At 63.4% G+C, this 24,162-nt stretch carries 21 protein-coding genes and 1 pseudogene; 12 read left to right on the top strand and 10 right to left on the bottom strand.

Annotated elements, in window-relative coordinates; genetic code table 11:
* Positions 1 to 19: 19 nt before the first annotated feature.
* Complete coding sequence (rsmI, locus tag QM609_RS24830) at positions 20 to 850, top strand: 16S rRNA (cytidine(1402)-2'-O)-methyltransferase (protein ID WP_003946264.1); 831 nt, start codon at positions 20 to 22, stop codon at positions 848 to 850.
* Here the strand turns inward: rsmI and QM609_RS24825 are convergent.
* Both QM609_RS24825 and metG read right to left on the bottom strand, forming a co-directional pair.
* On the bottom strand, positions 847 to 2,094 hold the full coding sequence (locus QM609_RS24825) for a DUF2786 domain-containing protein (RefSeq protein ID WP_076948398.1): 1,248 nt from the start codon (positions 2,092 to 2,094) through the stop codon (positions 847 to 849). The two genes, rsmI and QM609_RS24825, sit on opposite strands and share 4 nt — an antisense overlap.
* Before the next feature lie 81 nt (positions 2,095 to 2,175).
* Positions 2,176 to 3,774 carry a methionine--tRNA ligase gene (metG, locus tag QM609_RS24820; protein ID WP_050654503.1) on the bottom strand — a complete coding sequence of 533 codons (1,599 nt, stop codon included), beginning with the start codon at positions 3,772 to 3,774 and terminating at the stop codon, positions 2,176 to 2,178.
* A 21-nt stretch (positions 3,775 to 3,795) separates the two neighbouring features.
* Here metG and QM609_RS24815 point away from each other — a divergent pair, with 21 nt between their 5' ends.
* Both QM609_RS24815 and QM609_RS24810 read left to right on the top strand, forming a co-directional pair.
* Positions 3,796 to 4,623 (top strand): TatD family hydrolase, encoded by an 828-nt coding sequence (locus tag QM609_RS24815; RefSeq protein WP_030536315.1) that lies wholly within the window; start codon positions 3,796 to 3,798, stop codon positions 4,621 to 4,623.
* A 189-nt stretch (positions 4,624 to 4,812) separates the two neighbouring features.
* Positions 4,813 to 5,238, top strand: coding sequence for a DUF6578 domain-containing protein (locus QM609_RS24810; RefSeq protein WP_283337589.1), 426 nt, complete (start codon positions 4,813 to 4,815; stop codon positions 5,236 to 5,238).
* A 36-nt stretch (positions 5,239 to 5,274) separates the two neighbouring features.
* Here QM609_RS24810 and QM609_RS24805 read toward each other — a convergent pair whose 3' ends face one another.
* Together QM609_RS24805 and QM609_RS24800 are read right to left on the bottom strand one after the other, a co-directional pair.
* A complete protein-coding gene (locus QM609_RS24805; RefSeq protein ID WP_003946239.1) occupies positions 5,275 to 6,042 on the bottom strand; it encodes an amino acid ABC transporter ATP-binding protein in 768 nt (255 codons plus the stop codon).
* Positions 6,039 to 7,487: an amino acid ABC transporter substrate-binding protein/permease gene (locus QM609_RS24800; RefSeq protein WP_003946214.1), complete on the bottom strand. Its 1,449-nt coding sequence runs from the start codon at positions 7,485 to 7,487 to the stop codon at positions 6,039 to 6,041. The genes QM609_RS24805 and QM609_RS24800 overlap by 4 nt, the downstream gene beginning before the upstream one ends.
* Before the next feature lie 236 nt (positions 7,488 to 7,723).
* Between QM609_RS24800 and QM609_RS24795 the strand changes: the two genes are divergently transcribed.
* From QM609_RS24795 to rsmA, 3 genes are read left to right on the top strand one after another with little or no spacing between them, the layout of a single operon-like run.
* A complete protein-coding gene (locus QM609_RS24795) occupies positions 7,724 to 8,848 on the top strand; it encodes a resuscitation-promoting factor (RefSeq protein WP_050654505.1) in 1,125 nt (374 codons plus the stop codon).
* Between the two features lie 31 nt (positions 8,849 to 8,879).
* Positions 8,880 to 10,007, top strand: coding sequence for a resuscitation-promoting factor (locus QM609_RS24790; RefSeq protein WP_007729017.1), 1,128 nt, complete (start codon positions 8,880 to 8,882; stop codon positions 10,005 to 10,007).
* A 9-nt stretch (positions 10,008 to 10,016) separates the two neighbouring features.
* The gene (rsmA, locus tag QM609_RS24785; RefSeq protein ID WP_003946263.1) at positions 10,017 to 10,916 is read left to right on the top strand and encodes a 16S rRNA (adenine(1518)-N(6)/adenine(1519)-N(6))-dimethyltransferase RsmA; all 900 of its coding nucleotides are present in this window, start codon (positions 10,017 to 10,019) and stop codon (positions 10,914 to 10,916) included.
* 58 nt (positions 10,917 to 10,974) lie between these two features.
* Here the strand turns inward: rsmA and QM609_RS24780 are convergent, their stop codons facing one another.
* The 3 genes from QM609_RS24780 to QM609_RS24770 are packed head-to-tail and all read right to left on the bottom strand — an operon-like array spanning position 10,975 to position 14,367.
* A complete protein-coding gene (locus tag QM609_RS24780; protein WP_050654506.1) occupies positions 10,975 to 13,236 on the bottom strand; it encodes a heavy metal translocating P-type ATPase in 2,262 nt (753 codons plus the stop codon).
* Positions 13,236 to 14,150 (bottom strand): DUF8832 domain-containing protein, encoded by a 915-nt coding sequence (locus tag QM609_RS24775; RefSeq protein WP_050654507.1) that lies wholly within the window; start codon positions 14,148 to 14,150, stop codon positions 13,236 to 13,238. The genes QM609_RS24780 and QM609_RS24775 overlap by 1 nt, the downstream gene beginning before the upstream one ends.
* A 7-nt stretch (positions 14,151 to 14,157) precedes the next feature.
* The gene (locus QM609_RS24770) at positions 14,158 to 14,367 is read right to left on the bottom strand and encodes a heavy-metal-associated domain-containing protein (RefSeq protein ID WP_003946267.1); all 210 of its coding nucleotides are present in this window, start codon (positions 14,365 to 14,367) and stop codon (positions 14,158 to 14,160) included.
* A 314-nt stretch (positions 14,368 to 14,681) separates the two neighbouring features.
* Between QM609_RS24770 and QM609_RS24765 the strand changes: the two genes are divergently transcribed.
* Positions 14,682 to 14,885: a cold-shock protein gene (locus QM609_RS24765; RefSeq protein ID WP_003946232.1), complete on the top strand. Its 204-nt coding sequence runs from the start codon at positions 14,682 to 14,684 to the stop codon at positions 14,883 to 14,885.
* A 96-nt stretch (positions 14,886 to 14,981) separates the two neighbouring features.
* On the opposite strand, the gene QM609_RS24760 is transcribed toward QM609_RS24765, so the two are convergent.
* A complete protein-coding gene (locus QM609_RS24760) occupies positions 14,982 to 15,950 on the bottom strand; it encodes a helix-turn-helix transcriptional regulator (RefSeq protein ID WP_042449230.1) in 969 nt (322 codons plus the stop codon).
* Between the two features lie 96 nt (positions 15,951 to 16,046).
* Here QM609_RS24760 and QM609_RS24755 point away from each other — a divergent pair, with 96 nt between their 5' ends.
* The 4 genes from QM609_RS24755 to QM609_RS24740 all read left to right on the top strand — a co-directional run bounded on the left by QM609_RS24755 (position 16,047) and on the right by QM609_RS24740 (position 20,680).
* Entirely contained in the window at positions 16,047 to 17,042 is a 996-nt protein-coding gene (locus QM609_RS24755; RefSeq protein ID WP_080726601.1) for an ABC transporter ATP-binding protein, read from the top strand.
* Between the two features lie 36 nt (positions 17,043 to 17,078).
* Positions 17,079 to 17,855, top strand: a complete 777-nt coding sequence (locus QM609_RS24750) for an ABC transporter permease (RefSeq protein ID WP_050654508.1) — start codon at positions 17,079 to 17,081, stop codon at positions 17,853 to 17,855.
* A gap of 81 nt (positions 17,856 to 17,936) precedes the next feature.
* Positions 17,937 to 18,872: a 4-(cytidine 5'-diphospho)-2-C-methyl-D-erythritol kinase gene (locus tag QM609_RS24745; protein ID WP_042921272.1), complete on the top strand. Its 936-nt coding sequence runs from the start codon at positions 17,937 to 17,939 to the stop codon at positions 18,870 to 18,872.
* Positions 18,872 to 20,680, top strand: a complete 1,809-nt coding sequence (locus QM609_RS24740) for an ABC-F family ATP-binding cassette domain-containing protein (RefSeq protein ID WP_003946255.1) — start codon at positions 18,872 to 18,874, stop codon at positions 20,678 to 20,680. The genes QM609_RS24745 and QM609_RS24740 overlap by 1 nt, the downstream gene beginning before the upstream one ends.
* Here QM609_RS24740 and QM609_RS24735 read toward each other — a convergent pair.
* Positions 20,677 to 21,096: a TetR/AcrR family transcriptional regulator gene (locus QM609_RS24735; protein ID WP_080726600.1), complete on the bottom strand. Its 420-nt coding sequence runs from the start codon at positions 21,094 to 21,096 to the stop codon at positions 20,677 to 20,679. The two genes, QM609_RS24740 and QM609_RS24735, sit on opposite strands and share 4 nt — an antisense overlap.
* 218 nt (positions 21,097 to 21,314) lie before the next feature.
* Between QM609_RS24735 and QM609_RS24730 the strand changes: the two are divergent.
* Positions 21,315 to 22,552: pseudogene (locus QM609_RS24730) on the top strand (HNH endonuclease signature motif containing protein).
* An 80-nt stretch (positions 22,553 to 22,632) separates the two neighbouring features.
* Here the strand turns inward: QM609_RS24730 and QM609_RS24725 are convergent.
* On the bottom strand, positions 22,633 to 24,123 hold the full coding sequence (locus QM609_RS24725) for an acetyl-CoA acetyltransferase (protein WP_050654510.1): 1,491 nt from the start codon (positions 24,121 to 24,123) through the stop codon (positions 22,633 to 22,635).
* Positions 24,124 to 24,162 lie beyond the last annotated feature (39 nt).

The raw sequence follows: 24,162 nt of genomic DNA, 5'->3' as shown, positions 1-24,162 counted from the left end.
CAATCGTAGGCTGTCAGGTATGACTGGTCGCTTGGTACTCGCCGCAACACCCATGGGAGATGTCGGTGACGCGTCTCCGCGTCTTCGGTCTGCTCTCGCAACCGCCGACGTCGTTGCTGCGGAGGACACACGACGCACCAAGTCTCTGGCGTCCGCGCTCGAGGTAACCATCACCGGGAAGATCGTCAGTTTCTACGATCAGGTCGAGATTTCCCGGCTGCCCGCGCTGGTCGCCGACGTCGCCGAAGGCAAGACCGTCCTGCTGGTCACGGACGCGGGCATGCCGTCGGTCAGCGATCCCGGATATCGCCTTGTCGCCGCCTGCGTAGCCGAGAACCTCGCCGTCACGTGCTTGCCCGGTCCGTCGGCGGTGACGACGGCGCTGGCACTCTCCGGATTGCCCGTCGAGCGGTTCTGCTTCGACGGGTTCCCGCCCCGTAAGCAGGGGCAGCGCAAGACGTGGCTCTCTGCCTTGGCAACCGAGCAGCGAGCGTGTGTGTTCTTCGAAGCGCCTCATCGCCTTGCCGACTGCCTCGCAGATGCGGTGGAAGTGCTCGGGCCGAATCGCCGCGCGGCCGTGTGCCGGGAATTGACCAAGACCTACGAGGAAGTGAAGCGCGGCACTCTCGGGGAGTTAGCTGCTTGGGCCGCCGAGGGCGTTCGCGGTGAGATCACGGTGGTGCTCGAAGGCGCAGTGCTGGTGGCATCTGATCCTGCCGATCTGGTCGACGAGGTGGAAAGGCTGGTCGAGGGGGGAGCACGATTGAAGGACGCGTGTGCTCTGGTCGCAACGGCCGGAGTCTCCAAGCGTGAGTTGTACGAGACGGTCCTGGCCGCTCGAAAGGACTAGCGGGAGCGGTTCACGGCGGGTGCGCCGGGACGCAGGTTGGCGTCGTCGGCTGCAGCCTGGCCGGCGTGCCAGCCTTCGGCGTCCACGGACCGTCCGCGAGTCTTGCGGGTTGTCGGGAACAATCGATCGAATTCGGCGTCGACGGCCTCGGATGTGGTGGCGAGGATCGGCAGAAGATCCGCGACGTCCATCGATGCCGCGTCGGCCGCTTCGGCGGTGGCTTTGGTGCCGGCGTCACGCAGGCGGTGCCCGATGCGGCTGGCGAACCCGGCCAGGAATCCCTTGCGGAACGAGGTGGTGCGTGAGCCGCCACGATTGCTCGAGTCGGCGAATTGCATTGCACGGGTTGCCTGTACGAGCAGGGAAGTGAACAGCATGTCGACTTGCTGAAGGTCGACCGGAGTGCCGACGACGGTCGCGAGTGCAATGTCGCTGAACCAGACAGTCCTGACTCGATTCGATTCGCCGATCTCGGTCAGGAGGTGAACCTTTTCCTTCACGTACGGGTTCTCGATGTGAATGCGTCGGGCATTGACGGATGTGTCGGTGACCCCGGCGCGACTGTGGAGCAGTGCGGAGTCGATGGCGTACCGGGTCATCAACTCCTGGGCCTTCGCGGTGAAAATCTCGGCTTCTTCCGCGAAGTTGGTTGCTTCCGCTTTGGCGAGTAGTCCACGAATTCGCTTGAGTACCTTGGCGTCGACCTCGGTATCGCCGACGCCGGCATAGCTGGTATCGGTGCGTTGCGACGGCCAGGTGGATGGTGGCGCGAGCAACACCGTCCACTGAGGTAGGCGCATCCACGATCGCGCGACGTCGACGATCTGCGAAACGAGGAAGTAGGGATCCTGGAACAGAAGGCCGGCCGCGAGGGAGCGAAAAACGTCGTCGTCCACGGTGATTCGAGAAGCGATGTGCCGAGACTTCGGATACTGCTCGCCGATTGTCTGCAACTGCCCCACCCATTCGAGCGGAGCGCGATCGGAGGCGCGCGACGCCTTCGCGTCGAACAGGATGGTGGTGGCGGCGAGATCGGCGTCGGACGCTTCTTTGCTTCGACGCGCCAGATGAATCAGATCCGCCGGCTGCCATCCGCGGTCGTACGCCGCGGACAGTTCGGAAACGAGATCTCGCACCGCGGAAACGGATTGAGGGCTGACCTCCTGAGTGGACACCCGCGCTCCGTTCCATGGCAGTGTCTGCGCCGAAGCGCTGGTTCGAATGTATGTTCTATTTGCCGTCATGGCTGGAGTGTGCACGTGGGGTCCGACACATCCGCCTGTAACCGGATATCTCGGACCCCACGTGCGGCACTCTCGCTTAGCTCATTCCTCGACGAAGCGGGGGAAGACCGGTGCCGGAGCAGGCAGTTTCCGGTTCGCGTCGATGCGAACCGCGATGTCGGTGAACTGACGGTTCTCTTCGCTCTGACCGAGCAGATCGAGGATGCGTGACGCCGCGTCGGGCATCACCGGCTGAACGAGAAGCCCGACGATACGGACCACTTCGAGCGTCACGTACAGAACCGTCGCCATGCGTGCCGGATCCGTCTTGCGCAGAACCCACGGTTCCTGCTTGGAGAAGTACCGGTTGGTCTCGCCGAGAACGCCCCAGATGGCTTCCAGTGCGAGATGCAGCGCCTGCACGTCGAACTCGCTGCGGCACTTGGCAAGCAGGGCATCCGCCGACGCCAGCATCGCCAGGTCGTCCTCGGTGAACTCGCCGGGGGTCGGTACCTGGGCATCGCAGTTCTTCGCGACCATCGTCAGTGAACGCTGCGCGAGGTTGCCCAGTTCATTGGACAGGTCTGCATTCATACGCGTCACGATTGCTTCGTGGCTGTAGCTGCCGTCCTGGCCGTACGAGATCTCGCGGAGCAGGAAGAAGCGGACCGCGTCGAGGCCGTACTGATCGACCATCGCGATGGGGTCGACGACGTTGCCGACCGACTTCGACATCTTCTCGCCCTTGTTGTACAAGAACCCGTGGACGAAGACCCGCTCTGGCAGTTCGATGCCGGCAGACATGAGGAACGCCGGCCAGTACACGGTATGGAAACGCGTGATGTCCTTGCCGATGATGTGCAGGCTCGCGGGCCAGAACTTCTCGAACTCCGCCGAGTCGACGTTCGGGTAACCCACGCCGGTCAGGTAGTTGGTGAGGGCGTCGACCCAGACGTACATGACGTGGTCGGGGTCTCCGGGAACCTCGACGCCCCAGTCGAACGTGGTGCGCGAGATCGACAGGTCCTTGAGGCCGCCCTTGACGAAGCTGACGATCTCGTTGCGACGAGTCGCGGGGGCAATGAACTCGGGATGCTCTTCGTACAGAGCAAGCAAACGGTCCTCGTAGGCCGAGAGACGGAAGGTGTAGTTGGACTCCTCGGTCCACTCCACCGGAGTGCCGGTCTCCGTCGACTGACGGGTGCCGTCGTCCAGAAGCGTGGTCTCGGCTTCGGTGTAGAAGGCCTCGTCACGAACCGAATACCACCCCGAGTACGTGTCGAGGTAGATGTCGCCCGATGCAGCCATCTTTTCCCAGATCGCCTTGCTGGCGACCTGATGGTCGGCGTCGGTGGTGCGGATGAAGCGGTCGTACGAGATGTTCAGGACCTTGTCGAGGTTCTGGAACACGTCGGAGTTCCGAGCCGCGAGTTCGCGGACGTCGATGCCCTCTTTGATCGCTGTCTGCTGCATCTTCAGACCGTGCTCGTCGGTGCCGGTCATGAAGAACACTTCATGACCGTCCAACCGCTTGAAGCGGGCGAGCGCGTCCGAGGAGATGTACTCGTACGCGTGGCCGATGTGCGGAGCGCCGTTGGGATACGCGATCGCTGTCGTGATGTAGAACGGCGATCGTTCCGCGCCTTCCGGGGCAGCGGAGTCCGGGCGCGGGGTCTGGGAGGGTGAGGCAGGCACAGTCATGGTGGGCTTACTCTATCGGGCGTGAGCAAAGACCGTCCCGCCCCCGATGCCCCTGAGCCCTTGTCGCCTCTGATCGACGCACATACGCACCTCGACGCCTGTGGTGCGCACGACGCTGCGACCGTGGCCGAAATTGTCGATCGGGCCGAAGCCGTCGGCGTCGGACGGGTCGTCACGGTGGCCGACGACCTTGATGCCGCACGCTTTGCCGTCGACGCTGCGAACTGGGATTCGAGGGTTTACGCAGCCGTCGCAATCCATCCGACCAGGGCGAACGTCCTTGATGTCGACACCAGAGCCGAGATAGAACGGTTGGCGTCCGATCCGCGGGTCGTCGCGGTGGGGGAGACCGGGCTGGATCTCTACTGGCCAGGCAAGCTCGAAGGGTGCGCCACCATCGAGGAGCAGGTCGACGGTTTCCGGTGGCACATCGACCTCGCGAAGCGTCTCGGCAAGACGCTGATGATTCACAATCGCGAAGCCGATGAGGACCTGCTGCGGGTGCTGCACGAGGAAGGCGCGCCGGAGACCGTGGTGTTCCATTGCTTCTCCTCGGATTCGGAGATGGCCCGTGCGTGCATCGACGCGGGCTACGTGTTGAGTTTCTCGGGAACCGTGAGTTTCAAGAATGCGAAGGCGCTGCGTGAGGCCGCGCTGTTGGTGCCGTCGGATCAACTGATCGTCGAGACGGATGCGCCGTTCTTGACGCCGCACCCGTTCCGCGGTGCGCCCAACGAGTCGTACTGCCTGCCGTACACAGTGCGCGCGCTCGCAGACATCCGCGGTGAGGATCCGCAGGCGCTGGCAGCAGCGTCCACGGCGACAGCGGAGCGCGTCTACAAGCTCTGACGCTATGGTGGTCTGACAGGTAACTCCGCGCCCGGGACGGTCGTGTCCCGGTTCGTCTACTGCGCGGAGTATTCAGATGAATGACCGCATCTATCCCTCCGACGTCTATCCCGACGACGTCGAACACACAGACGAACAGTCCTCTCGATCCGGCTCGAGCGCGGCGAATTTCTCGCATCCCGGGAGGGAATGAAGGCGCACAGCTTCACTGAGCCGACGCCGGTCGACTCTTCGGTCCGGATCGTCAGCGTTCATGTCGACGCGGTCGAAGTCGAGTGCTGCGGGCCGTTTCCGGTGGTCGGTGAACCATGCTCGTGGACATTGACACCGCGATCGCAGGACGACGATTTCGACGGTTGGGTTCACGGCGGGATGCCGGCGTCTGGAGTCGTGACCACGGGTGTGATGCTCGGGATTCTCGTGGTCACGACGACGTACGAGGAAGTCGGAAGTCCGCGCATGTGGTTGCCCGTCGAAGGTAGCGAGACCTATCGAAGGGTCGAGGCCAGTCCTCGGTGGTTCCGAAGGTTCGGCCACTTCGACTTCGAGCCGCAGAATCGGATCGAGACCGGGCTGGTCGTCGAATTGGCCACCACCCGTGCGCCTTTCCGGTAGTCCCCACTACCAAAAAGGCGCACAGGGGGCTTGCCCCTAGAGAACCTTCGCCAGGAAGTCCTGGGTGCGCTGCTGCTGGGGGTTGCCGAACAGACTCTCCGGCTTACCTTCTTCGACGATGTATCCGTCGGCCATGAAGATGACTCGGTCGGAAACCTCACGGGCGAAGCCCATCTCGTGGGTCACGACGACCATGGTCATGCCCTGCTTGGCGAGGTCGCGCAGCACCTGCAGAACCTCACCCACCATTTCGGGGTCGAGGGCGCTGGTGGCCTCGTCGAAGAGCATGATGTCCGGACTCATCGCGAGTGCGCGGGCGATGGCAACGCGCTGCTTCTGCCCACCGGACAGGCTGGCGGGCTTGGCATCTGCCTTCTCCGCGAGACCGACCTGGCCGAGCAGTTTGACGGCGATCTCGCGAGCTTGCTCCTTGGTCGATCGCCCGGTCTGCACCGGAGCGAGCATCACGTTTTCGACGACGCTCATGTGGGGGAACAGGTTGAAGTGCTGGAACACCATCCCGATGTGCTGGCGCACCTTGTCGATGTCGACATCCTTGTTCGTGAGGTCGAACTGGTCGACGCGCACGGATCCGGCGGTGATGTCTTCGAGGCGGTTGAGGCAACGCAGGAAGGTCGACTTGCCGGAACCGGAAGGCCCGATGACGCAGACCACTTCACCGCTCTTGATGTCGACGTCCAGGCCCTTGAGGACCTCGTTGTCGCCGAACGACTTCTTCAGTCCCTTGACCGAAATCTTGACCTCGGTGGCGGACTTGCCCATGTTGACGGCTGTTTCGGTCACTTGTTGATCCTCTTCTCGAGGCGGTTCGACAGCTTGGTGAGCGCCATGATGATGATGAAGTACATGACGCCGATGATCAGCCACATGTTGAACGACTGGAAGTTGCGCGCGATGATGATGCGCCCTGTCTGAGTGAGCTCGGCGAGTCCGATGACCGACAGGATCGACGTGTCCTTGAGGGTGATCACGAACTGGTTGATGTACGACGGGATCATCGTGCGAATTGCCTGCGGCATGATGACTTTTCGCATCGACTTCATGTAGCTGATGCCCAGGCTTCGTGACGCCTCCATCTGTCCCTTGTCGACGGACAGGATGCCGCCGCGGACGATTTCAGCCATGTACGCGCCGGCGTTGAGCGAGAGCGTGATGATGCCTGCGGTGAAGGCGGACATCTGGAAATGCAGGGCTGCCGGGATGCCGAAGTAGATGAAGAATGCCTGCACCAACAGCGGTGTGCCGCGGAAGATGTCGACGTAGGTTGTGCCTATACCTCGGACGAACATGTTGGTGGACACGCGGCAGAGACCGAAGATCGCGCCTAGGACCAGAGCGATCGCGATCGAGACGACGGAGAGAACGATCGTCAACCACAGGCCCTTGAGAAGCTGCGGGTAGGTGCTCTTGATCAAGCCGATGATGGAGTTGTCCGACGTCGACGCGCCCTGACCGAGGTAGGTCGAGACGATTTCGTCGTACTGGCCGTCGTCGCGCAGGTTCTGCAGTCCGGCGTTGAACATCTGGAGCAGTTCGGCGTTCTGGCCCTTGTTGACTGCGAAGCCGTAGCTCGCGCCCACCTCTTTTTCGGTGACCGTCTTGAGGCCGTTGCCCTGTGTGATGCCGTAGGCGAGGACGGGGTAGTCGTCGAAGACTGCGACGGAGTTCCCGGTGCGGACCTCGTCGTACATGCTGGCGGAGTCGGCGAAATAGACTGTGGTGAAGCCGTATTGGTCCTTGATGGACTCGGCGAAGCTGGCGCCCTCGGTGCCGTTCTTGACGGCGACGCGCTTGCCCCTCAGATCCTCGTACGACTTCACGTCGTTGTCGGTCTCGAGGACCGCCATCTGCACGCCCGACTCGAAGTACGGGTCGGAGAAGTCGAACACCTGCTTGCGGGCGTCGGTGATGGACATGCCCGCGATGACGCCGTCGGCCTGCCCGGCCTGCACGGCCTGCAGTGCAGCGTCGAAGCCGAGCTGCTTGATGTCGACCTTGAAGCCTTGGTCCTCGGCGATCGCATTGAGCAGGTCGATGTCGATGCCGACGAGTTTGCCGTCTTCGTTCTCGAATTCGAACGGGGCGAATGTCAGATCGGTGGCGATCGTGTAGGTGCGGCCGGGTTGCGCGCTCGCGATTCCGGGGGCGAACAGCGCTGCGATCAGCGCCAGCAGGATGGCCAGGATCGGCCACCTGGCATTACGTGGTCTGTCGAATCTTCTTCGCACTATCGCCCAGCTTTCTTCTGTCGCGCCCGGGATCGCCGGACTGCTTTGAACCAGACGAGAACATACTGCGCCCAGAGCTGAATCGATACACGGGTATCGGAGCCGGAAAGTGCAGAACACACGACACGCCGTTGCCGTTCCGTGACAAAAGTCGCATTTCGTTGTGATTTGGTTGCCGATACAACGCTCGGTCGTTACCGTATTGTGATCGAACGTCGTCTGCCTTGGGATTTCCTGTGTCGCCTTTTGCCAAGATCAACTCCACGAAGTCACCACTTCTCTATTCAGTGGTGGGTGCGTTGCTTCTGACGCTCATCGTCGGGGGTGCGCTCGCCGTGGTTCGGCACAAGACGATCACCCTCGATGTCGATGGCGACATGATTTCGCTGTCCACGATGTCGAGCAGCGTCGGTACCGCTCTCGAGGACGCCGGATACCCGGTCGATCCCAAGGACGCGCTCGCACCCAGTGCCGATTCCTCCCTGTCCGATGGCGATACCGTCGTACTGCGCCGTGCCCGTGAGTTGGCTCTGACCGTCGACGGTCAGCCGACCACCATCTGGACCACCGCATTGACGGTCGACGAGGCATTGAAGCAGGTAGATGTTTCCGACGACTTCGCAGTCTCGTCTTCGCGCTCGCATCGTCTGCCGCTCGAACGGACCGAGCTCGACGTCGTCAGCCCGAAGACCGTCAGCGTCAGCGACGGTGGCGCTCCCGCGGCGGAGGTCAAGCTCGCCGCCGTGACCGTCGGTGATCTTCTCGCGGCCAAGAATGCGCCGCTCGAGCAGGCCGACTCGGTGGTTCCCGCCGCCGACACACCCGTTACCAACGGCCTGACCATCCAGGTCACTCGCGACCGCACGGACACTCGCGTCGAGACGCAGCCGATCGCGCCGCCGGAGAACAAGGTCGAGGATCCCGAGCTAGAGAAGGACAAGACCGTCGTCGAGAACCCGGGTGTTCCGGGTGAGCGCACGGCCACCGTCGAGGTCAAGACCGTCAACGGTGTCGAGGCCGGACGCACGGAACTGTCCGCGACCGTGATCAAGGAACCGGTCGCAGCAGTGGTGAAGGTCGGTACCAAGCAGGCTTCCGCTCCCGCTGTGTCCAACGCGTCGACGTGGGATGCCATTGCTCAGTGCGAGGCGACCGGAAACTGGGCCATCAACACCGGCAACGGTTTCTACGGAGGACTTCAGTTCACCCAGAGCACCTGGGAAGCATTCGGCGGCGGTCAGTACGCAGCTCGCGCCGACCTCGCATCACGTGAACAGCAGATCGCGATCGGCGAGAAAGTCCGCGCCGGTCAGGGCTGGGGTGCTTGGCCGTCCTGCACCAGCAAATTGGGCCTGCGCTGACGCGCTCACACCTCACAGAACACAGGAACCGATGTCACCGTTCGCCAAGATCAACTCGACCAGGTCGCCGTTGTTGTACTCGGCGATCGCCGCTCTTCTCCTGACGGTTCTCGTGGGTGGTGTTCTGGCCGTCGTCCGGCACAAGACCATCACTCTCGATGTCGACGGTGAGCAGATTCGCCTGAGCACCATGTCGACCAACGTCGACGGCGCTCTCGAGGACGCGGGTTACCCGATCGGTGACAAGGATGCAGTTGCTCCCGCGGCCGACGCTTCGCTGTCCGACGGCGACACCGTGGTGCTCCGTCGTGCCCGTGAGATCACGCTGACGGTCGACGGTCAGCCGCAGAAGCTCTGGACCACTGCCTTGACCGTCGACGACGCGTTGAAGCAGTTGGACGTCGCGGCGGATGTGCACGTGTCGGCTTCGCGCTCGCAGCGTCTTCCGCTGGACGGCGCCGCGCTCGACGTGCTGACACCGGTCGTCGCAAAACTGGTCGACGGCGCAAACGCGGCAGCAGACGTGCGTATCGCGGCGCCGACGGTCGGGGAGTTCCTTACCGCCAACGGCACTCCGCTCGAGCAGTCGGACACGGTGGTTCCCGCCGCCGACGCTCCACTGACCGAGGGCCTGGAGGTCACGGTGACGCGCAACCGCACCGAGAACAAAGTCGAGACTTTGCCGCTCGATCCGCCGGATCAGCGCATCGAGGATCCGACGATGAACCAGAGCCGCACGATCGTCGAGAACCCGGGCGTGCCCGGCGTGCGTGACGTGACGTTCGCCGTGAATCTCGTCAACGGTGTCGAAGCCGGACGTACCCAGGTCTCGGAGACGATCACCACACCGGCGCAGCCGAAGGTCGTGCGTGTCGGAACGAAGCCGGGCACCGAGGTGCCGCCCGTGGAGAACGGTTCGACGTGGGATGCGCTCGCACAGTGCGAGGCCACCGGTAACTGGGCCATCAACACCGGCAACGGTTTCTACGGCGGCGTGCAGTTCGACCAGAACACCTGGGAACGACAGGGCGGGTTGAAGTATGCGCCCCGCGCCGACCTCGCCACCCGTGAAGAACAGATCGCGATTGCGACACAGACCCAGCGCACTCAGGGCTGGGGCGCATGGCCGTCGTGCTCGGGTCGCCTCGGACTGGGATAAGTTCTACTGGTGTCAGACGCCGAACAATCGAACGAACCCATCGCTACTCCGCGCGGGCAGGCAGCCCTGCTCGGTCCGGTCGAGGTGCGCGCTCTTGCCGAGGAATTCGGTGTCCGGCCCACGAAACAGTTGGGGCAGAACTTCGTTCACGACGCCAATACCGTGAGGCGCATCGTCACCACGGCAGGCGTCACACGTGACGACGTCGTTCTCGAGGTAGGGCCTGGTCTCGGTTCGCTGACGATGGCGCTGATGGACGTGGTCGATCGGGTCATCGCGGTCGAGATCGATCCCAACCTCGCGGCTCGCCTGCCGAAGACGGTGGCCGAGCGAGCGCCGGAACTGGCCGATCGACTGACCGTCGTCGAAGCGGACGCGATGCGTGTGCTGCCTTCACAGATTCCCGGCGAGCCGACCGCGCTGGTTGCGAACCTGCCGTACAACGTCGCGGTGCCGGTGCTGTTGCATCTGTTCGCATCGCTCCCGAGTCTGCGGACCGCACTCGTGATGGTGCAAGCCGAGGTTGCCGATCGCCTGGCGGCTGATCCGGGAAGCAAGATCTACGGCGTTCCCAGCGTCAAGGCCAACTTCTTCGGCGAGGTTCGCCGCGCCGGTGCCGTCGGACGCAACGTGTTCTGGCCGGTGCCGAAGGTGGAATCAGGTCTGGTTCGTATCGACCGGTATGCGGAGCCGCCGTGGCCGATGGACGAGAAACACCGCAAGCAGGTTTTTGCGGCGATCGACGCCGCGTTCGCGCAGCGCCGCAAGACTTTGCGTGCCGCGCTCAGCGGTTGGGCAGGTTCGCCTGCGGAGGCCGAACGACGGCTCCTCGCTGCCGGCATCGAGCCACAGACGCGTGGTGAGATGCTCGACGCAGCAGCCTTCGTTCGGCTGGCTGGAGGCGAATAGCCCCGTGCGCGGTTAAGGAGTGCAGGGACTCCCTAACCGCGCACAGGGGCTTGCCCCCTTATTTGAACCGCCGCAACCTCAGGCTGTTGCTCACCACGAACACACTGCTGAATGCCATTGCGGCACCGGCGAGCATCGGGTTGAGCAGGCCGGCCGCAGCCAGCGGGATCGCAGCCGTGTTGTAGGCGAATGCCCAGAACAGGTTGCCCTTGATGGTCTTGAGCGTCTTGCGGGACAGTCGAATTGCATCGGCTGCCGACCGCAGGTCACCTCGCACCAGAGTGATGTCGCTGGCCTCGATCGCAACGTCGGTACCCGTGCCCATCGCCAGGCCGAGATCGGCCTGAGCCAGGGCTGCCGCGTCGTTCACGCCGTCGCCGACCATGGCCACGACGCGTCCTTCCGCTTGCAGTTTCTTGACGGCGTCGACCTTGTCCGCAGGCATGACCTCGGCGAAGACGGTGCTGATCCCGACCTGATCCGCGACAGTGCGAGCAACGGTGGCGTTGTCACCGGTCAGCAGAACCGGTTCGAGGCCGAGTGCTTTCAACTGCGCGATTGCTTCGGCGCTCGTGTCCTTGACCGCGTCGGCGATCACGAGGATGCCGTGCGCCTTGCCGTCCCAGCCCACCGCGATTGCGGTGCGCCCGGCCTTCTCTGCTGCAGCCTTCGCCTCGCGGAGATTTTCCGGCAACGGCATCGACCAGTCGGCGAGCAGCGCGTCTCGGCCCGCGACGACGGCGTGACCGTCGACCATTCCCTGCACGCCGCGCCCGGCGACGTTCACGAAATCCTCGACCGCAGGCAATTCGCCCACGGCTTCGGTCGCACCCTTCGCGATCGCTGCGGCGATGGGGTGCTCGGAGCGATGTTCGAGTGCGCCCGCCAGCCGAAGGACCTCGTCGACGGTTGTTCCTTCGCCCACCACGGTGTCCAGCAATGTCATCTGACCGGTGGTGACGGTTCCCGTCTTGTCGAGCACGACGGTGTCGACTGCGCGCGTCGATTCGAGCACCTCGGGTCCCTTGATGAGGATTCCCATCTGGGCTCCGCGACCCGTGCCCACCAACAGGGCTGTGGGCGTTGCCAATCCGAGGGCACAGGGGCACGCGATGATCAGCACGGCGACAGCAGCGGTGAAGGCCATCTCGATAGGGTTACCGGTGCCGAGCCAGTAGCCCAGTGTCGCAACGGCAATCGCGATGACGACCGGTACGAAGATACCGGCGATCCGATCGGCGAGGCGCTGAACTTCGGCCTTGCCGTTCTGGGCGTCTTCGACCAGTGCCGCCATCTGGGCGAGTTGGGTGTCGCTCCCGACCCGGGTTGCCTCGACGGTCAAGGTTCCACCGACATTGACGGTGGCGCCGACGACAGTGTCCCCGACACCGACTTCCTCCGGCACGGATTCGCCGGTCAACATGCTCATGTCGACGGCTGAGCGGCCCTCGGTGATGATGCCGTCGGTGGCGATCTTCTCGCCGGGCCGGACGATGAAGGAGTCGCCCGCTGCCAGTTCTTCGGCGGGGATTCGTACTTCGACGCCGTTGCGCAATACCGCGACGTCTTTCGCACCGAGTTCCATGAGTGCGCGTAGTGCGGCGCCGGACGTGCGCTTGGACTTGTGCTCGAAGTAGCGTCCGGCCAGCACGAACGTGATGACGCCCGCGGCAACTTCGAGGTAGATGTTGGCGCTGCCGTCCATCCGGTCGACCGTCAGCCGGAAGGCGTGCTTCATACCGGCTTCGCCCGCAGTGCCGAAGAACAGTGCGTAGAGCGACCAGACGAAGGCCGAGATGGTGCCCAGCGAGATGAGCGTGTCCATCGTGGCCGCGCCGTGACGCAGGTTCACCCAGGCAGCCCGGTGGAAGGGGAAGGCCGCCCACACGATGACCGGTGCGGCCAGTGTGAGGGAGAGCCATTGCCAGTTGTCGAACTGCAGCGCAGGAATCATTGCCATAGCGATGACCGGCACGGAGAGAAGAGTCGAGATGATCAGGCGGGTACGGAGCTCGCGCAGATCACGATCCTGCGGGGTTTCCGCATCCGGGTCGACGGTGTCCGGCGCGCTGGGCGGCTTGGGGAGCGCGGCGGAATAACCGGCGTTCTCGACGGCAGTGACCAGATCTTCGACGGGTACCCCGTCCGGGAAGGTGACCTTGGCCTTCTCCGTCGCGTAGTTGACGGTGGCTGTGACGCCGTCGATCTTGTTGAGCTTCTTCTCGATTCGTGACGCGCAGGAGGCGCAGGTCATCCCGGTGATCGCGAGTTCGACGCTGCTCGAGTTGGCAGCATTGTCGACCGCAGTCGGTGACGTCATCAGTGCCCTCCCTCGTGATTGTCTGGAACTGAAGCTGTGGAAATGCCTGCATTAACAGTGAATTCGGCGGTCCGAACCACGCCCTCGTGCTGGAAGTCGAGGAACAGCCGGTATGTGCCTTCGCTCGGTGCCTGTGCGTGGAAGGAAATGTCCGGACCAGGTGCTGTGACGCCGTCGCCTGGCTCGCCTTCGGGGTGCACGTGCAGGTAGGCGAGGTCGCCGGTGCGCAGGGCAACGAGGTGACCGAAGGCACCGAGGTACGGATCGAGATCGGTGACCGGGGCTCCGTCGCGAGCAACGCTCAGCGTGATCGGGCCGCCGGCAGTGGTCAGATCACCGTCGAGAGTCACGGTGTATCCGTCGACGGTTGCGGTCGCGCTCTTCGCAGGTAGCGGCGCAGGAGTGAATTCGCCTGCCACGTCGAAGTTTCGGCCGAGTGTCAGTTGGGTGCCGTCGGTGGGATCGAAGTCCGCGAAGACTCGGTAGGTGCCGGCGGCGGGCCAGGCCCAGTCGATCGACCAGGTGCAGTCTGCAGCGAGGGACGGATGTACGTGGCGGAATTCGCTGGTGTCGTTTCGGACGACAATGAGGTGGAGTTTCTTCTCGTGCAGGAGGTCGAAATCGACGACGGGCGTGTTGGTGTCGTCGAGAATCCGGAAGGTCAAGGTTCCCGGCTCCCCAGCTCGACCGGGTGCGGTCACATCGGTGAGTGTGTATCCGCCGGAGGAGACTTCGAGACCTGCAGGTGTTGCCGAATCCATGCCTGGCATCGATTCGGTGGTTGATTCGTGGGTGCTGTGCTGGGTGGTGGACATGTCTATCGGGCTTCCGATTGCGGCCCCCACGCCGAGGGCGGCGCCGAAGACGGCGACCAGCCCTACGGCGTAGGCGGCAAGTGTTGTCGAGGTGCGCACGGCTGACTCAGCTTGGTACGACTGCGTAGCCGGCTTCGTCGACTGCTGCGACGACGTCGGCTGCGGAGACGGGAGCATCGCTGGTGACGACGACGCGTCCGCTCGCCAGTTCGACATCCACCGCGGTTACTCCCGCGATGTTGCCGATCTCTTCCTTGACGGATCCGACGCAGTGTCCGCAGGTCATTCCGGAAACGGTGTATTCGGCGGTGGTCATCGCAGATCCCTTCGGTTGTGGAAAGCTTATTTTACGGATACCCGGTGTAGGTATCGCTCTGCAATCGAAGGTACCCCCAGGGGGTATGCCTGTCAACGGGCTGGGCAGTGATGAAGGCCTCAGGGAAGACAACACGGCGGATGTGTGGTCTACTTGTGGTGGTCGTAAGTGTTTGTGTTTGTGTTTCCACGCTCGCAAATGGTTAGGTTGCGAGCGTTTGGACATCCTCCACGGATTTGTCTCAGAACGGTCGTAGTAAGTGACCCGGGCGGTCGAAGCGACTGCCTGTTGACACTGTGTTAGAGGAGATTTACATGGCAGAGGGCATCGTGAAGTGGTTCAACTCCGAGAAGGGGTTCGGCTTCATCGCTCCCGAAGACGGCAGTGCTGACGTCTTCGTTCACTACTCCGAGATCCAGAGTGGCGGCTTCCGCACTCTCGAGGAGAACCAGCGCGTGGCGTTCGAGATCGGTCAGGGCAACAAGGGCCCGCAGGCCACCGGCGTTACCATCGTCTAAGACGTCCATGTGAGTCGGGCAACCGACGCATGACGTACTGACAAGACCCCAACTCTTCGGAGTTGGGGTCTTGTTGTATTTGGGTGAAAAACGCTGTCATGCATCGAGATACCGCTGAGTGGCGACTGCCGTTTCCGCCGCGATCGTGCGGCATTCCTCGCGGAGTTCAGGTGGATTCACAACGGTGAAATCGACGTCGAAAGCTCTGAGCCAGTGTGCGATCGATCGCAGAGAAGTGCCCGAAAGCACTATGACGCAACGCCCTTCGTCGGTGGACTCCACCGATCCCCACTGTTCGTTGACCATGGGTGCTATCTGCTCGATGGGTGCATGCAGTAGAACTGTTGCGCGCGTGGAGGAATAGGCCCGAGCGACACCGCGGGACACGAAGTCTGCTGCACCACCGGCGGGTAGTTCCCGCGGCACGAATCGTGGGCCGGTGGGGATCTTGGGTTCCATCCGGTCGACGCGGAACGACCGCCAGTCTTCGCGAGCGAGATCCCAGGCCACCAGATACCACCGAACACCCGACCGCACGAGCCTGTACGGTTCCACCTCGCGTCGGCTCTGGGTGCCGTCGTGAGTGCTGTAGTCGAATCTCAATCGCTCGTGGTTGTGGCATACGGATGCGATGGCGGACAGTACCGACGCATCGACTGCGCTCGCGGCGGGCTCGCGTGGCACGACATCGATCGACAGCGACTCCAGACGGTGTCGCAGCCTCGACGGCATGATCTGCCGCAGCTTCGCCAGCGCGCGCATCGAAGCCTCGCCGATGCCGACCACAGAGCCGGTCGCTCCGGATTGCAGTGAAAGTGCCACCGCGAGTACTTCTTCGTCATCGAGCTGTAGCGGGGGCATCTCCGCGCCTGCACCCAGGCGATATCCGCCACCGACTCCGACTGTCGCGTCGACCGGATAGCCGAGATCGCGGAGGCGGTCCACGTCACGTCGAACTGTGCGCGGGGTGATCGCGAGCTTGTCTGCGAGTTCGGCACCGGACCAGTCTCGACGTGTCTGGAGCAGTGACAGCAACCGCAGTAGGCGAGCCGATGTCTCCTTCATGGGAAGAAGTCTGCCAAACATTTAGGACCCAATGCGTCCTCAATTGAATCTAGGTTGGTCCGCATCCGATCAGTCGAGAAGAAATTGGGGCACATCATGAGTCGCATCAACGACGGCAGACCGATGATCGAGACGAAGGCGCTCACCAAGCACTTCGCCCAGGGCAAGAAGCTCGTGGAAGCAGTCAAGGGAGTCACGCTCGATGTAGCGGAGGGTGAATTGGTTGCCTTGCTGGGGCCGAACGGCGCCGGGAAATCGACGACGTTGCGCATGCTGACCACCTTGCTCGAGCCCACGTCCGGCAGCGCGCGAATCGCAGGATTCGACATCGCTGCGGCACGAAACGAGGTGCGATCGAGCCTCGGGTACGTCGGGCAGGGGAACGGAGCCGGCCACAACCAGCGGGTTCGCGACGAGTTGGTGACGCAGGGGTTGTGCTACGGAATGCCCAAGGGCGACTCGCAGGTCCGGGCCGACGAATTGCTGCGTGATCTCGAACTCACCGAGTTGGGTACTCGAAAGGTCAGTACGCTGTCCGGCGGGCAGCGCCGGCGGCTCGATATCGCCCTCGGCCTGGTGCATCGCCCACCGCTCCTGTTCCTCGACGAGCCGACCACGGGCATGGACCCGCAAAGTCGGGCCAACCTCTGGGACCACATCCTGCGGTTGCGGCGCGAGATGGGCACCACGATCGTGCTGACCACGCACTACCTGGAAGAAGCGGATTCGATGGCGGAGCGGGTCATCGTCATCGACGAGGGCACTGTCATCGCGGACAACACCGCCGCTGCACTCAAAGCGGATCTTGCGGGGGATCATCTTCTGCTCACCTTCGACAGCGTCGAGGCGGCCGCCGTCGCAGCGTCGGTGGCCGAGCGACTTGTCACTGTGCGTGACGTCACCGTCCAGGCGAGTTCGGTGAGTATCCGTGCCGGCGAGGGTGATTCGACGCTACCGGTGTTGCTGCGTGAAGCCGATGCCCGTGGTGCCCGCGCACTCACTGCCGACATCACCAGGCCGACTCTCGACGACGTCTTCCTCACTCTCACCGGCCGCAGCCTGCGCGAGAGCGCCGCCGCGGTCGCTTCCTGAAACACGACGAAGAACTTCGACGAACAGGAATCCGCCATGACAATCACACTCGATACCCCACGTACCGTGCACGGCAACATCGTTCGAGACAGCGCAATCGTGATGGGCCGTGAGCTGCGACCGATGTTGCGCGACCCGGTCAGCGTCATCTTCAGCCTCATCCAGCCGCTGATCCTGTTGGCGTTGTTCGGGCCTCTGCTCAAAGGGGTTCCGGGTACCGGTGACGGCGTATGGAATTGGTTCATTCCCGGTGTGTTGGTGATGATCGCGATCTTCGGAACGACGATGACCGGGTCCAACCTCCTGATGGAGATGCAGCAGGGATCGCACGAGCGAATGTTGGTGACTCCGCTCCGACGCTCGTCCTTGTTGATCGGGCGAGCGTGCAAGGAGATGGTTCCGCTTGCCGCGCAGGCGATTCTGATCATTCTGGTCGCACTTCCGCTCGGATTGGACGTCAATGCAGCGGGCGCCGCGCTCGGGATAGTCCTGCTCGGAGTGTTCGGCGTCGGACTCGGTGCGCTCTCGTACGCTCTCGCTCTGGCTGTGCGAGAGCAGGATTGGATGTTCTGGGTCGTTCAGCAGACGCTGATGTTCCCGCTCCTGATACTGTCGGGAACCATGCTTCCACTCGAGGACGCACCAGGTTGGATGAAGGTCCTCGTGAACATCAATCCGCTCGGCTACGTCGTAGATGCCGAGCGGGCACTCTTTGCCGGAGACTTCGCGTCGAGCAGCATTCTGGCAGGAATCGTCGCCGCCTTGGGCGTGGCGGTGGTCGGTCTGGGCGTAGGTGTGCGCGCGGTGAAATAGCGTGGGTGTGCTGGCTGTCGGACGGGCTGCTGCGGTCGCAGGTTTTCGCCCAGGTGTTCGCAGCGCCTATTGTTGTTCCTTGTGCTCTCCGTCGTTCCACGCCCCGTAGTCGTCCGGGCCCCGTCCAAGGTGAATCTCCACCTTGCCGTCGGGGACCTGCGAGACGACGGCTATCACGAGCTGACGACGGTTTTTCAGGCATTGTCGCTGGCAGACACCCTCACGGTGGCGCCTGCGGACACCTTGACCGTGCGGGTGATCGGCGACGACGCCGCGGCCGTGCCGACCGATCGCACCAACCTCGTGTGGCGTGCCGCCGAGATGCTCGCCGTCGAGGGTGGCGTGGCCCCGAACGTCGAGATAGTCATCGAGAAAGGCATCCCCGTCGCAGGCGGAATGGCCGGCGGGAGTGCCGACGCAGCCGCCGCTTTGGTTGCGCTCAACGCTTTGTGGAAGCTCGACTTCTCGCGGCCTGATCTCGACGCTTTTGCGGCACGCCTCGGGAGTGACGTTCCGTTCTCGCTGCACGGTGGCACTGCCCTCGGAACCGGCCGCGGCGAACAACTTGTCCCCGTGTTGACGCGCCACACTTTTCACTGGGTGTTGGCGCTGGCCAAGGGTGGCTTGAGCACACCAGTCGTGTTCCGCGAGCTGGACAAGCTGCGGGCAGAAGGCTCCCCGAAACGGGTGGGGAGCGCCGATGCGTTGATCCAGGCGCTGACCACGGGTGACGCTCATCTGCTTGCGTCGCTGCTCGGCAACGATCTGCAGGCTGCGGCACTCTCACTCAACCCGGATCTACGACGGACGCTTCGAGCGGGCGTCGAAGCCGGAGCTTTGGCCGGCATCGTCTCCGGCTCCGGACCGACATGCGCCTTTCTCTGCGCCGACGCACAGTCCGCGGTGGAAGTGAGCGCAGAACTTGCGGGAGCGGGGGTGTGCCGCACCGTTCGCGTGGCGAGCGGACCCGTTCCCGGAGCACGAATACTCGACAATGCGGCAAAGGGACAGCACTGATGGCGAATCTGATCAATCTGGAAAACGTGTCGAAGTCTTTCGGCGTCAAGCCGTTGCTCGACGGGGTCTCCCTGGGCGTCGAGGAGGGCGAGCGCATCGGCGTCGTCGGTCTCAACGGTGGCGGTAAGACGACCATGCTCGAAGTCCTCGCGGGTGTGGAGCAGCCGGATTCGGGACGCGTCAGCCGCGTCGGCGGATTGCGTATGGCCGTCGTGACGCAGCGCGGTGTGCTGCCTCCCGGCTCCACTGTCGGTGAAGTGGTCCTGGGGCCGCTCGGAGTGGCGCAACACGAATGGGCCGGCGACGCGCGCATCCGTTCGGTGCTCTCGGGTATCGGCATCGACAACTTGGGCGCCGGTGGCGAGCGGTCCGCATTGGACGCCAAGGTCGACGGCCTGTCCGGCGGTGAGCGTCGCCGCGTGGCTCTCGCTGCGGCTCTGGTTCAGGACCTCGACCTGCTGGTGCTCGACGAGCCCACCAACCACCTCGACGTCGAAGGTGTTCAGTGGTTGGCCGAGCACCTCGTCTCGCGTCGCAGCGCGCTTGTCGTCGTGACCCACGATCGCTGGTTCCTCGACACCGTCGCCACCCGCACCTGGGAGGTTGTCGGCGGCGGCGTCGAAAGCTACGAGGGTGGCTACAACGACTGGGTGTTCGCTCGCGCCGAGCGCTCGCGTCAGGCTGACGCTTCCGAAGAGCGTCGACGCAACCTTGCACGCAAGGAACTCGCATGGCTGCGCCGCGGTGCGCCGGCCCGTACGTCCAAGCCGAAGTACCGCATCGAGGCCGCAGAGGCCCTGATCGCCGACGTTCCGGCACCTCGTGACGCGGTCGCTCTTGCGTCGTTCGCGCAGCGTCGGCTCGGCAAGGTTGTCATCGAACTCGAAGACGCGCGTCTGGAGACTCCGGACGGTCGTGTACTCGTCGAGGATCTGACCTGGCGTCTCGCTCCAGGTGAGCGTGTAGGCCTGGTCGGTGTCAACGGCTCGGGCAAGACGACTCTGCTGCGGACTCTGGCCGGCGAACTCGAGCCTGCCGCCGGAAAGCGCATTCAGGGGCAGACCGTCCACATCGGTTGGCTCAAGCAGGAACTCGACGATCTACCGACCGACATGCGCGTACTTGACGCGGTCAAGGATGTAGCCGAGCGAATCACGCTGGGAGACAAGGAAGTATCGGCGGGTCAGCTGGCTGAGCGGTTGGGCTTCACACCGGCGCGTCAGCGCACCCCAGTCGGTGATCTCTCCGGTGGTGAGCGCCGACGTCTGCAGTTGACGCGTGTCCTCATGGCCGAGCCCAACGTCCTGCTTCTCGACGAGCCGACCAACGATCTCGACATCGACACGCTTCAGCAACTCGAAGATCTGCTCGACGGCTGGGCGGGCACCATGGTGGTCATCTCGCACGACCGATACCTGATCGAGCGCATCTGTGACACCACCTGGGCGCTCTTCGGTGACCGCAAGCTCACCAACCTGCCCGGTGGTATCGAGGACTACCTGCGTCGGCGCGCAGCAATGGGGGATGGCGACAACCCGTCGGTGGCCTCGACGGCGAGTGGTGCGTCGAAGAGCAAGCAGGTCCGTGACGGCGCCGCGGATCGCGCTGCACGCAAGGAACTTTCGAAGCTCGAGCGGTCCATTGCGAAGTTCGACGACCGAGAGAAGAAGCTGCACGCTTCCCTCGCCGACGCGGCCACCGACCCGGACAAGCTGCAGAAACTCGGCGCAGAACTCAAGCAGGTCATCGCCGACAAGGAAGCCGCCGAAGAGCAGTGGATGGAGCTCTTCGCCGAGCTGGACGGCTAGGGGAACTTCGCTGCGAACCTCTTGAAGATTCGCTCTGGATCCAGGGTTTCCGGAGCATGCCTGCGCAGCAGTGCGTCCAGAACGAGCCCGTCCAGTGCTGCGACCAATTCCGCTGCATCGGACGAGGTCATGCCGCGTTCGATCAAGATGTCGACAAACCGATCCCGACCACGCACCAGTTCCACTGCGAGGTCGGGATCGTGGAATGCCGCGATGATCAGTTCGTAGCGAGCACGAGTGCGACCGGACTCCGGCCCCAGCCACCGGGCCACCTGTTGCTTCGGCGTCTCGCCCGGGCGAGGAAGATCGCCGTCCAGAAGATGCCGCACCACCTCGACTATCAGTCCACGTTGGTTTGCGAAGTAGTGCCGTGCGCTGCCGTGTGGCACGCCCGCCTCGTCTTCGACGCCTCTCATCGACCAGGCTCGAAACCCAACCCGGCCCGTCTTTTTCGACATCCTGCTCGTGCTGTGCGTTGTTGCGATTGTGTGTTTCGCGGGATACGTCCTCTATCGCGTCGTCTTTGACGGCTAGCTGAATGGTGATGTACTGCAACAGGTCTCAAGTCTTCATGTTCCCGAAGTTGTCCGGTTTGTCTCTGGTTATCGAAAGTATGTTCGATTAAACTTTGAGCATGGACAGTCGGGATGCGTGGCAGCTGGATGGCGAGGACCTCAAGGGTGAGGTTCTGGATCTGGTGCGCGCCCGGCACGAGTTGCAGTCGCGGATGGTGTTGCTGATCGTGGAGATGTTTTCCCGTGAGGTTCTCGGTGGGAAGGGTTTTCGGGCGATCGCGCAGTGGTTGCATGGGTCGACGAATCTGGAGATCGGTGAGTGCAGTCTGCTGGTCGGGTTGGCGCGGTTGTTGATGCTCGAACCTGTTGTCGCGGATGCGTTTCATCGTGGTGACGTGGATGCGTTGAAGGCGCGTCAGGTGGCGTCGTTCTGTCAGCATCCGCCCAAGAACATGACGCCGGCGGACGTGGACAAGGCTCGCGGGATCCTGTTGGGTTTGGCGTCGCAGAACATTGCCGATTGTGATGCGTGCGGGCGGCGATCCGGCGGATCGAGAAGCAGTACGGCAAACGCGAGGACGGCGTTCCGGTCGGCGAGGATTCGGAGCGTAACGAGTTCTACGCGTCGAAAGGCTTGTACGGGCGGGTCACTGTGAAGGGTGACTTGGATGCGATCAACGGGGCCCGTCTGATCACGTTGCTGTCGAGCCTGTCTGCGCCGACGCCGGAGAAAGACGGCGTCAAGGACACCCGTACGCCGGCGCTGCGGCGCGCGGACGGGTTCTGCGAACTACTGCGCCGGTACGAGCGGGCGGGGCTGGGTCCGATCGAGGGCGGAGTGAAACCGCACATCACAGTCACCGCCAGTGCAAAAGACATGACCGACCTCAAAGCCTTGAAGGATCTACTGCCGTCGACTCAGGAACTGGGTTTCGCGTGGGCGGATTGGGTGGGCCCGATCAGCATCGACACCGCCCGGATGTTGGCGTGCGACTGCACAGTCACCCGGATCCTCCTGGATGAGAGTGGTGTTCCGCTCGACTGCGGTAAGGAAGCGAGAACGGCGACCGTTCCGCAGCGGCGGGCTCTTGCGGTTCGGGATGGTGGGTGTGCGTTTCCGGGGTGCGGGACTCCGTCGGGGTGGTGCGATGCCCATCATATTGTTCACTGGAACGATGGTGGCCCAACAGATCTCGACAACCTGATCTTGTTGTGCGGTCATCACCACTGGACGATGCACCACACGGAATGGCGGGTGGAGATCGGACCGGATCGGAAGACGGTGTTCTATCCACCGATGTCTGTTGATCCGTATCAGCAGCCGATCGGCGGGAACAGCCCACCCACCGCGGCGTGAATCGCGACAACTGAAGACGTGAGCACCGGGGCATCACCATGCCCCGGTGCTGACGGCTGTCTACTGTCAGAACGCTACTGTCAGAACGTGAGCGTGAGTCGCCCGTTCTCGTCGCTGATGTGAACAGTTCGCCCGATCGACGGAGGGTTGTCACCGCGAAGCTGGGTCAGTTCGGAGGCATTCTCGGGACCGGTGTGACCGGCGACGCGGCGGCCGTCCGGCGTTGCCGCGATCACGAACCCGATCTCAGGCTCCCCGGTGCGACCGTATTCGACAGAGGTAGTGACAATTTCTGCAGTGCCCTGGTAATCGGTGATCAGTTCCGGAGCCTCCGGGGTCAAAGCGCGTGCGTCGGGATCACCGACGTACCCGTCGGCATGAGCGGCGGACGACAGCAGTACGCAGTGCTGGTAGGTGAGGAATCCACCGTTGCCGTGGACGAGGGCAAGGTTCGCGCCGTCGCGAATTCGCCTGGTGACTTCAGCGACGGAATGCAGGGTGTAGCTGTTGAGCGGTCCGCCGAAGAACGAGTGTCCTCCGGTGACGCTTGGGATCGCGGTATCGGGAAGTCCGAGTTCGCGGATCAACAGCTTGGGCACGATCGGGAAGCAGCTGTAGGCATCGACGATGTCGAGTGCGTCGGCGCCGACTCCGGCACCGTCGAGTGTGCGATGTACGGCGTCATGCATCGCGGCCGAGCTGTCGAAGCTGTTGCGGCTGAGTATGTCCAACGGATCACTCGCACCTGCGCCGCCCCAGAGGTACACCAGCTTGTTTTCATCGATCCCGAACTCGCGGGCCGTCGACAACGAGCAGACGACAACGGCCGCAGCCTGATTGACGAAAGGCATGGCGTTGAGCATCAGCGGGTACGGCTCGGAGACCATCCGATTGCCGGGGCCGACGGTGCCGATCTCGTCTGCCGATCGGATCTCCGACGTCCAGGAGGCGGGATTCTTCGAAGCCAGTTCCGAGAACGCGGCGTACATCCGCGCGGACCAGTCGAGCGATTCACGGGCGTCGTGGCCCTCGGCAGCACTGAAACAGTTCTCGAAGAGCGGGTAGACACGAGTCGGCACGATGAAACCGGCGCGCTGCATTTCGGGGCTTCCCAGGTCGGTCGGATCGAATCCGGGAGGCCCACCGGGCGCGGCTGTCCACCCGATCGAGTCGGGGGCGACTCCGGACTTTCGCAGCGCGGTGCTGCTGGCGTGCGATTCGCCGCCCACGAGCAGAGCAGCCGAGGATTCACCGCGAGCGATGGCCGCGCCGATCCGATCGAGGAGCGCCGCGGGCCAGTGGCCACCGATCGGCGAGGTAGAGGTGACCGTGGGGGTCGCGCCTAATCGTGAGGCAAGCAGCCCGGGGAGATCGTCGTACGACCAGCTGACTGTCTTGATCGCGAACACGGAATCGATCTGTGTTCCCAGTTCAGCGTGTCCACTGTCGTTCAACGCGCCGACGGTGGCGTCGTGAATCAGATCGAGGGGTTCGCGGTGCCCGTCGGCAGGATTCCAGCGCAGATCGCCGACGCCGACGATGACCGGGATTCGTGATGCGTCAACCATCATGTACCTCTCGTTGCCGACCCGTAGCCGGGAGTTGCAGTC

The sequence above is a fragment of the Rhodococcus sp. IEGM 1302 genome (genome assembly GCF_030056935.1).
GTDB lineage: Bacteria > Actinomycetota > Actinomycetes > Mycobacteriales > Mycobacteriaceae > Rhodococcus_F > Rhodococcus_F qingshengii.
This window is presented reverse-complemented; position numbering and strand designations above follow the sequence as displayed.

What these genes read in the sequence shown, in the direction of transcription:
- rsmI (WP_003946264.1), top strand. Translation starts at nt 20, where the DNA reads ATGACTGGTCGCTTGGTACTCGCCGCAACACCCATGGGAGATGTCGGT.
- QM609_RS24825 (WP_076948398.1), bottom strand. Translation starts at nt 2,094, where the DNA reads ATGACGGCAAATAGAACATACATTCGAACCAGCGCTTCGGCGCAGACA.
- metG (WP_050654503.1), bottom strand. Translation starts at nt 3,774, where the DNA reads ATGACTGTGCCTGCCTCACCCTCCCAGACCCCGCGCCCGGACTCCGCT.
- QM609_RS24810 (WP_283337589.1), top strand. Translation starts at nt 4,813, where the DNA reads ATGAAGGCGCACAGCTTCACTGAGCCGACGCCGGTCGACTCTTCGGTC.
- QM609_RS24790 (WP_007729017.1), top strand. Translation starts at nt 8,880, where the DNA reads ATGTCACCGTTCGCCAAGATCAACTCGACCAGGTCGCCGTTGTTGTAC.
- QM609_RS24780 (WP_050654506.1), bottom strand. Translation starts at nt 13,236, where the DNA reads ATGACGTCACCGACTGCGGTCGACAATGCTGCCAACTCGAGCAGCGTC.
- QM609_RS24770 (WP_003946267.1), bottom strand. Translation starts at nt 14,367, where the DNA reads ATGACCACCGCCGAATACACCGTTTCCGGAATGACCTGCGGACACTGC.
- QM609_RS24765 (WP_003946232.1), top strand. Translation starts at nt 14,682, where the DNA reads ATGGCAGAGGGCATCGTGAAGTGGTTCAACTCCGAGAAGGGGTTCGGC.
- QM609_RS24760 (WP_042449230.1), bottom strand. Translation starts at nt 15,950, where the DNA reads ATGAAGGAGACATCGGCTCGCCTACTGCGGTTGCTGTCACTGCTCCAG.
- QM609_RS24755 (WP_080726601.1), top strand. Translation starts at nt 16,047, where the DNA reads ATGAGTCGCATCAACGACGGCAGACCGATGATCGAGACGAAGGCGCTC.
- QM609_RS24750 (WP_050654508.1), top strand. Translation starts at nt 17,079, where the DNA reads ATGACAATCACACTCGATACCCCACGTACCGTGCACGGCAACATCGTT.
- QM609_RS24740 (WP_003946255.1), top strand. Translation starts at nt 18,872, where the DNA reads ATGGCGAATCTGATCAATCTGGAAAACGTGTCGAAGTCTTTCGGCGTC.
- QM609_RS24735 (WP_080726600.1), bottom strand. Translation starts at nt 21,096, where the DNA reads ATGAGAGGCGTCGAAGACGAGGCGGGCGTGCCACACGGCAGCGCACGG.
- QM609_RS24725 (WP_050654510.1), bottom strand. Translation starts at nt 24,123, where the DNA reads ATGATGGTTGACGCATCACGAATCCCGGTCATCGTCGGCGTCGGCGAT.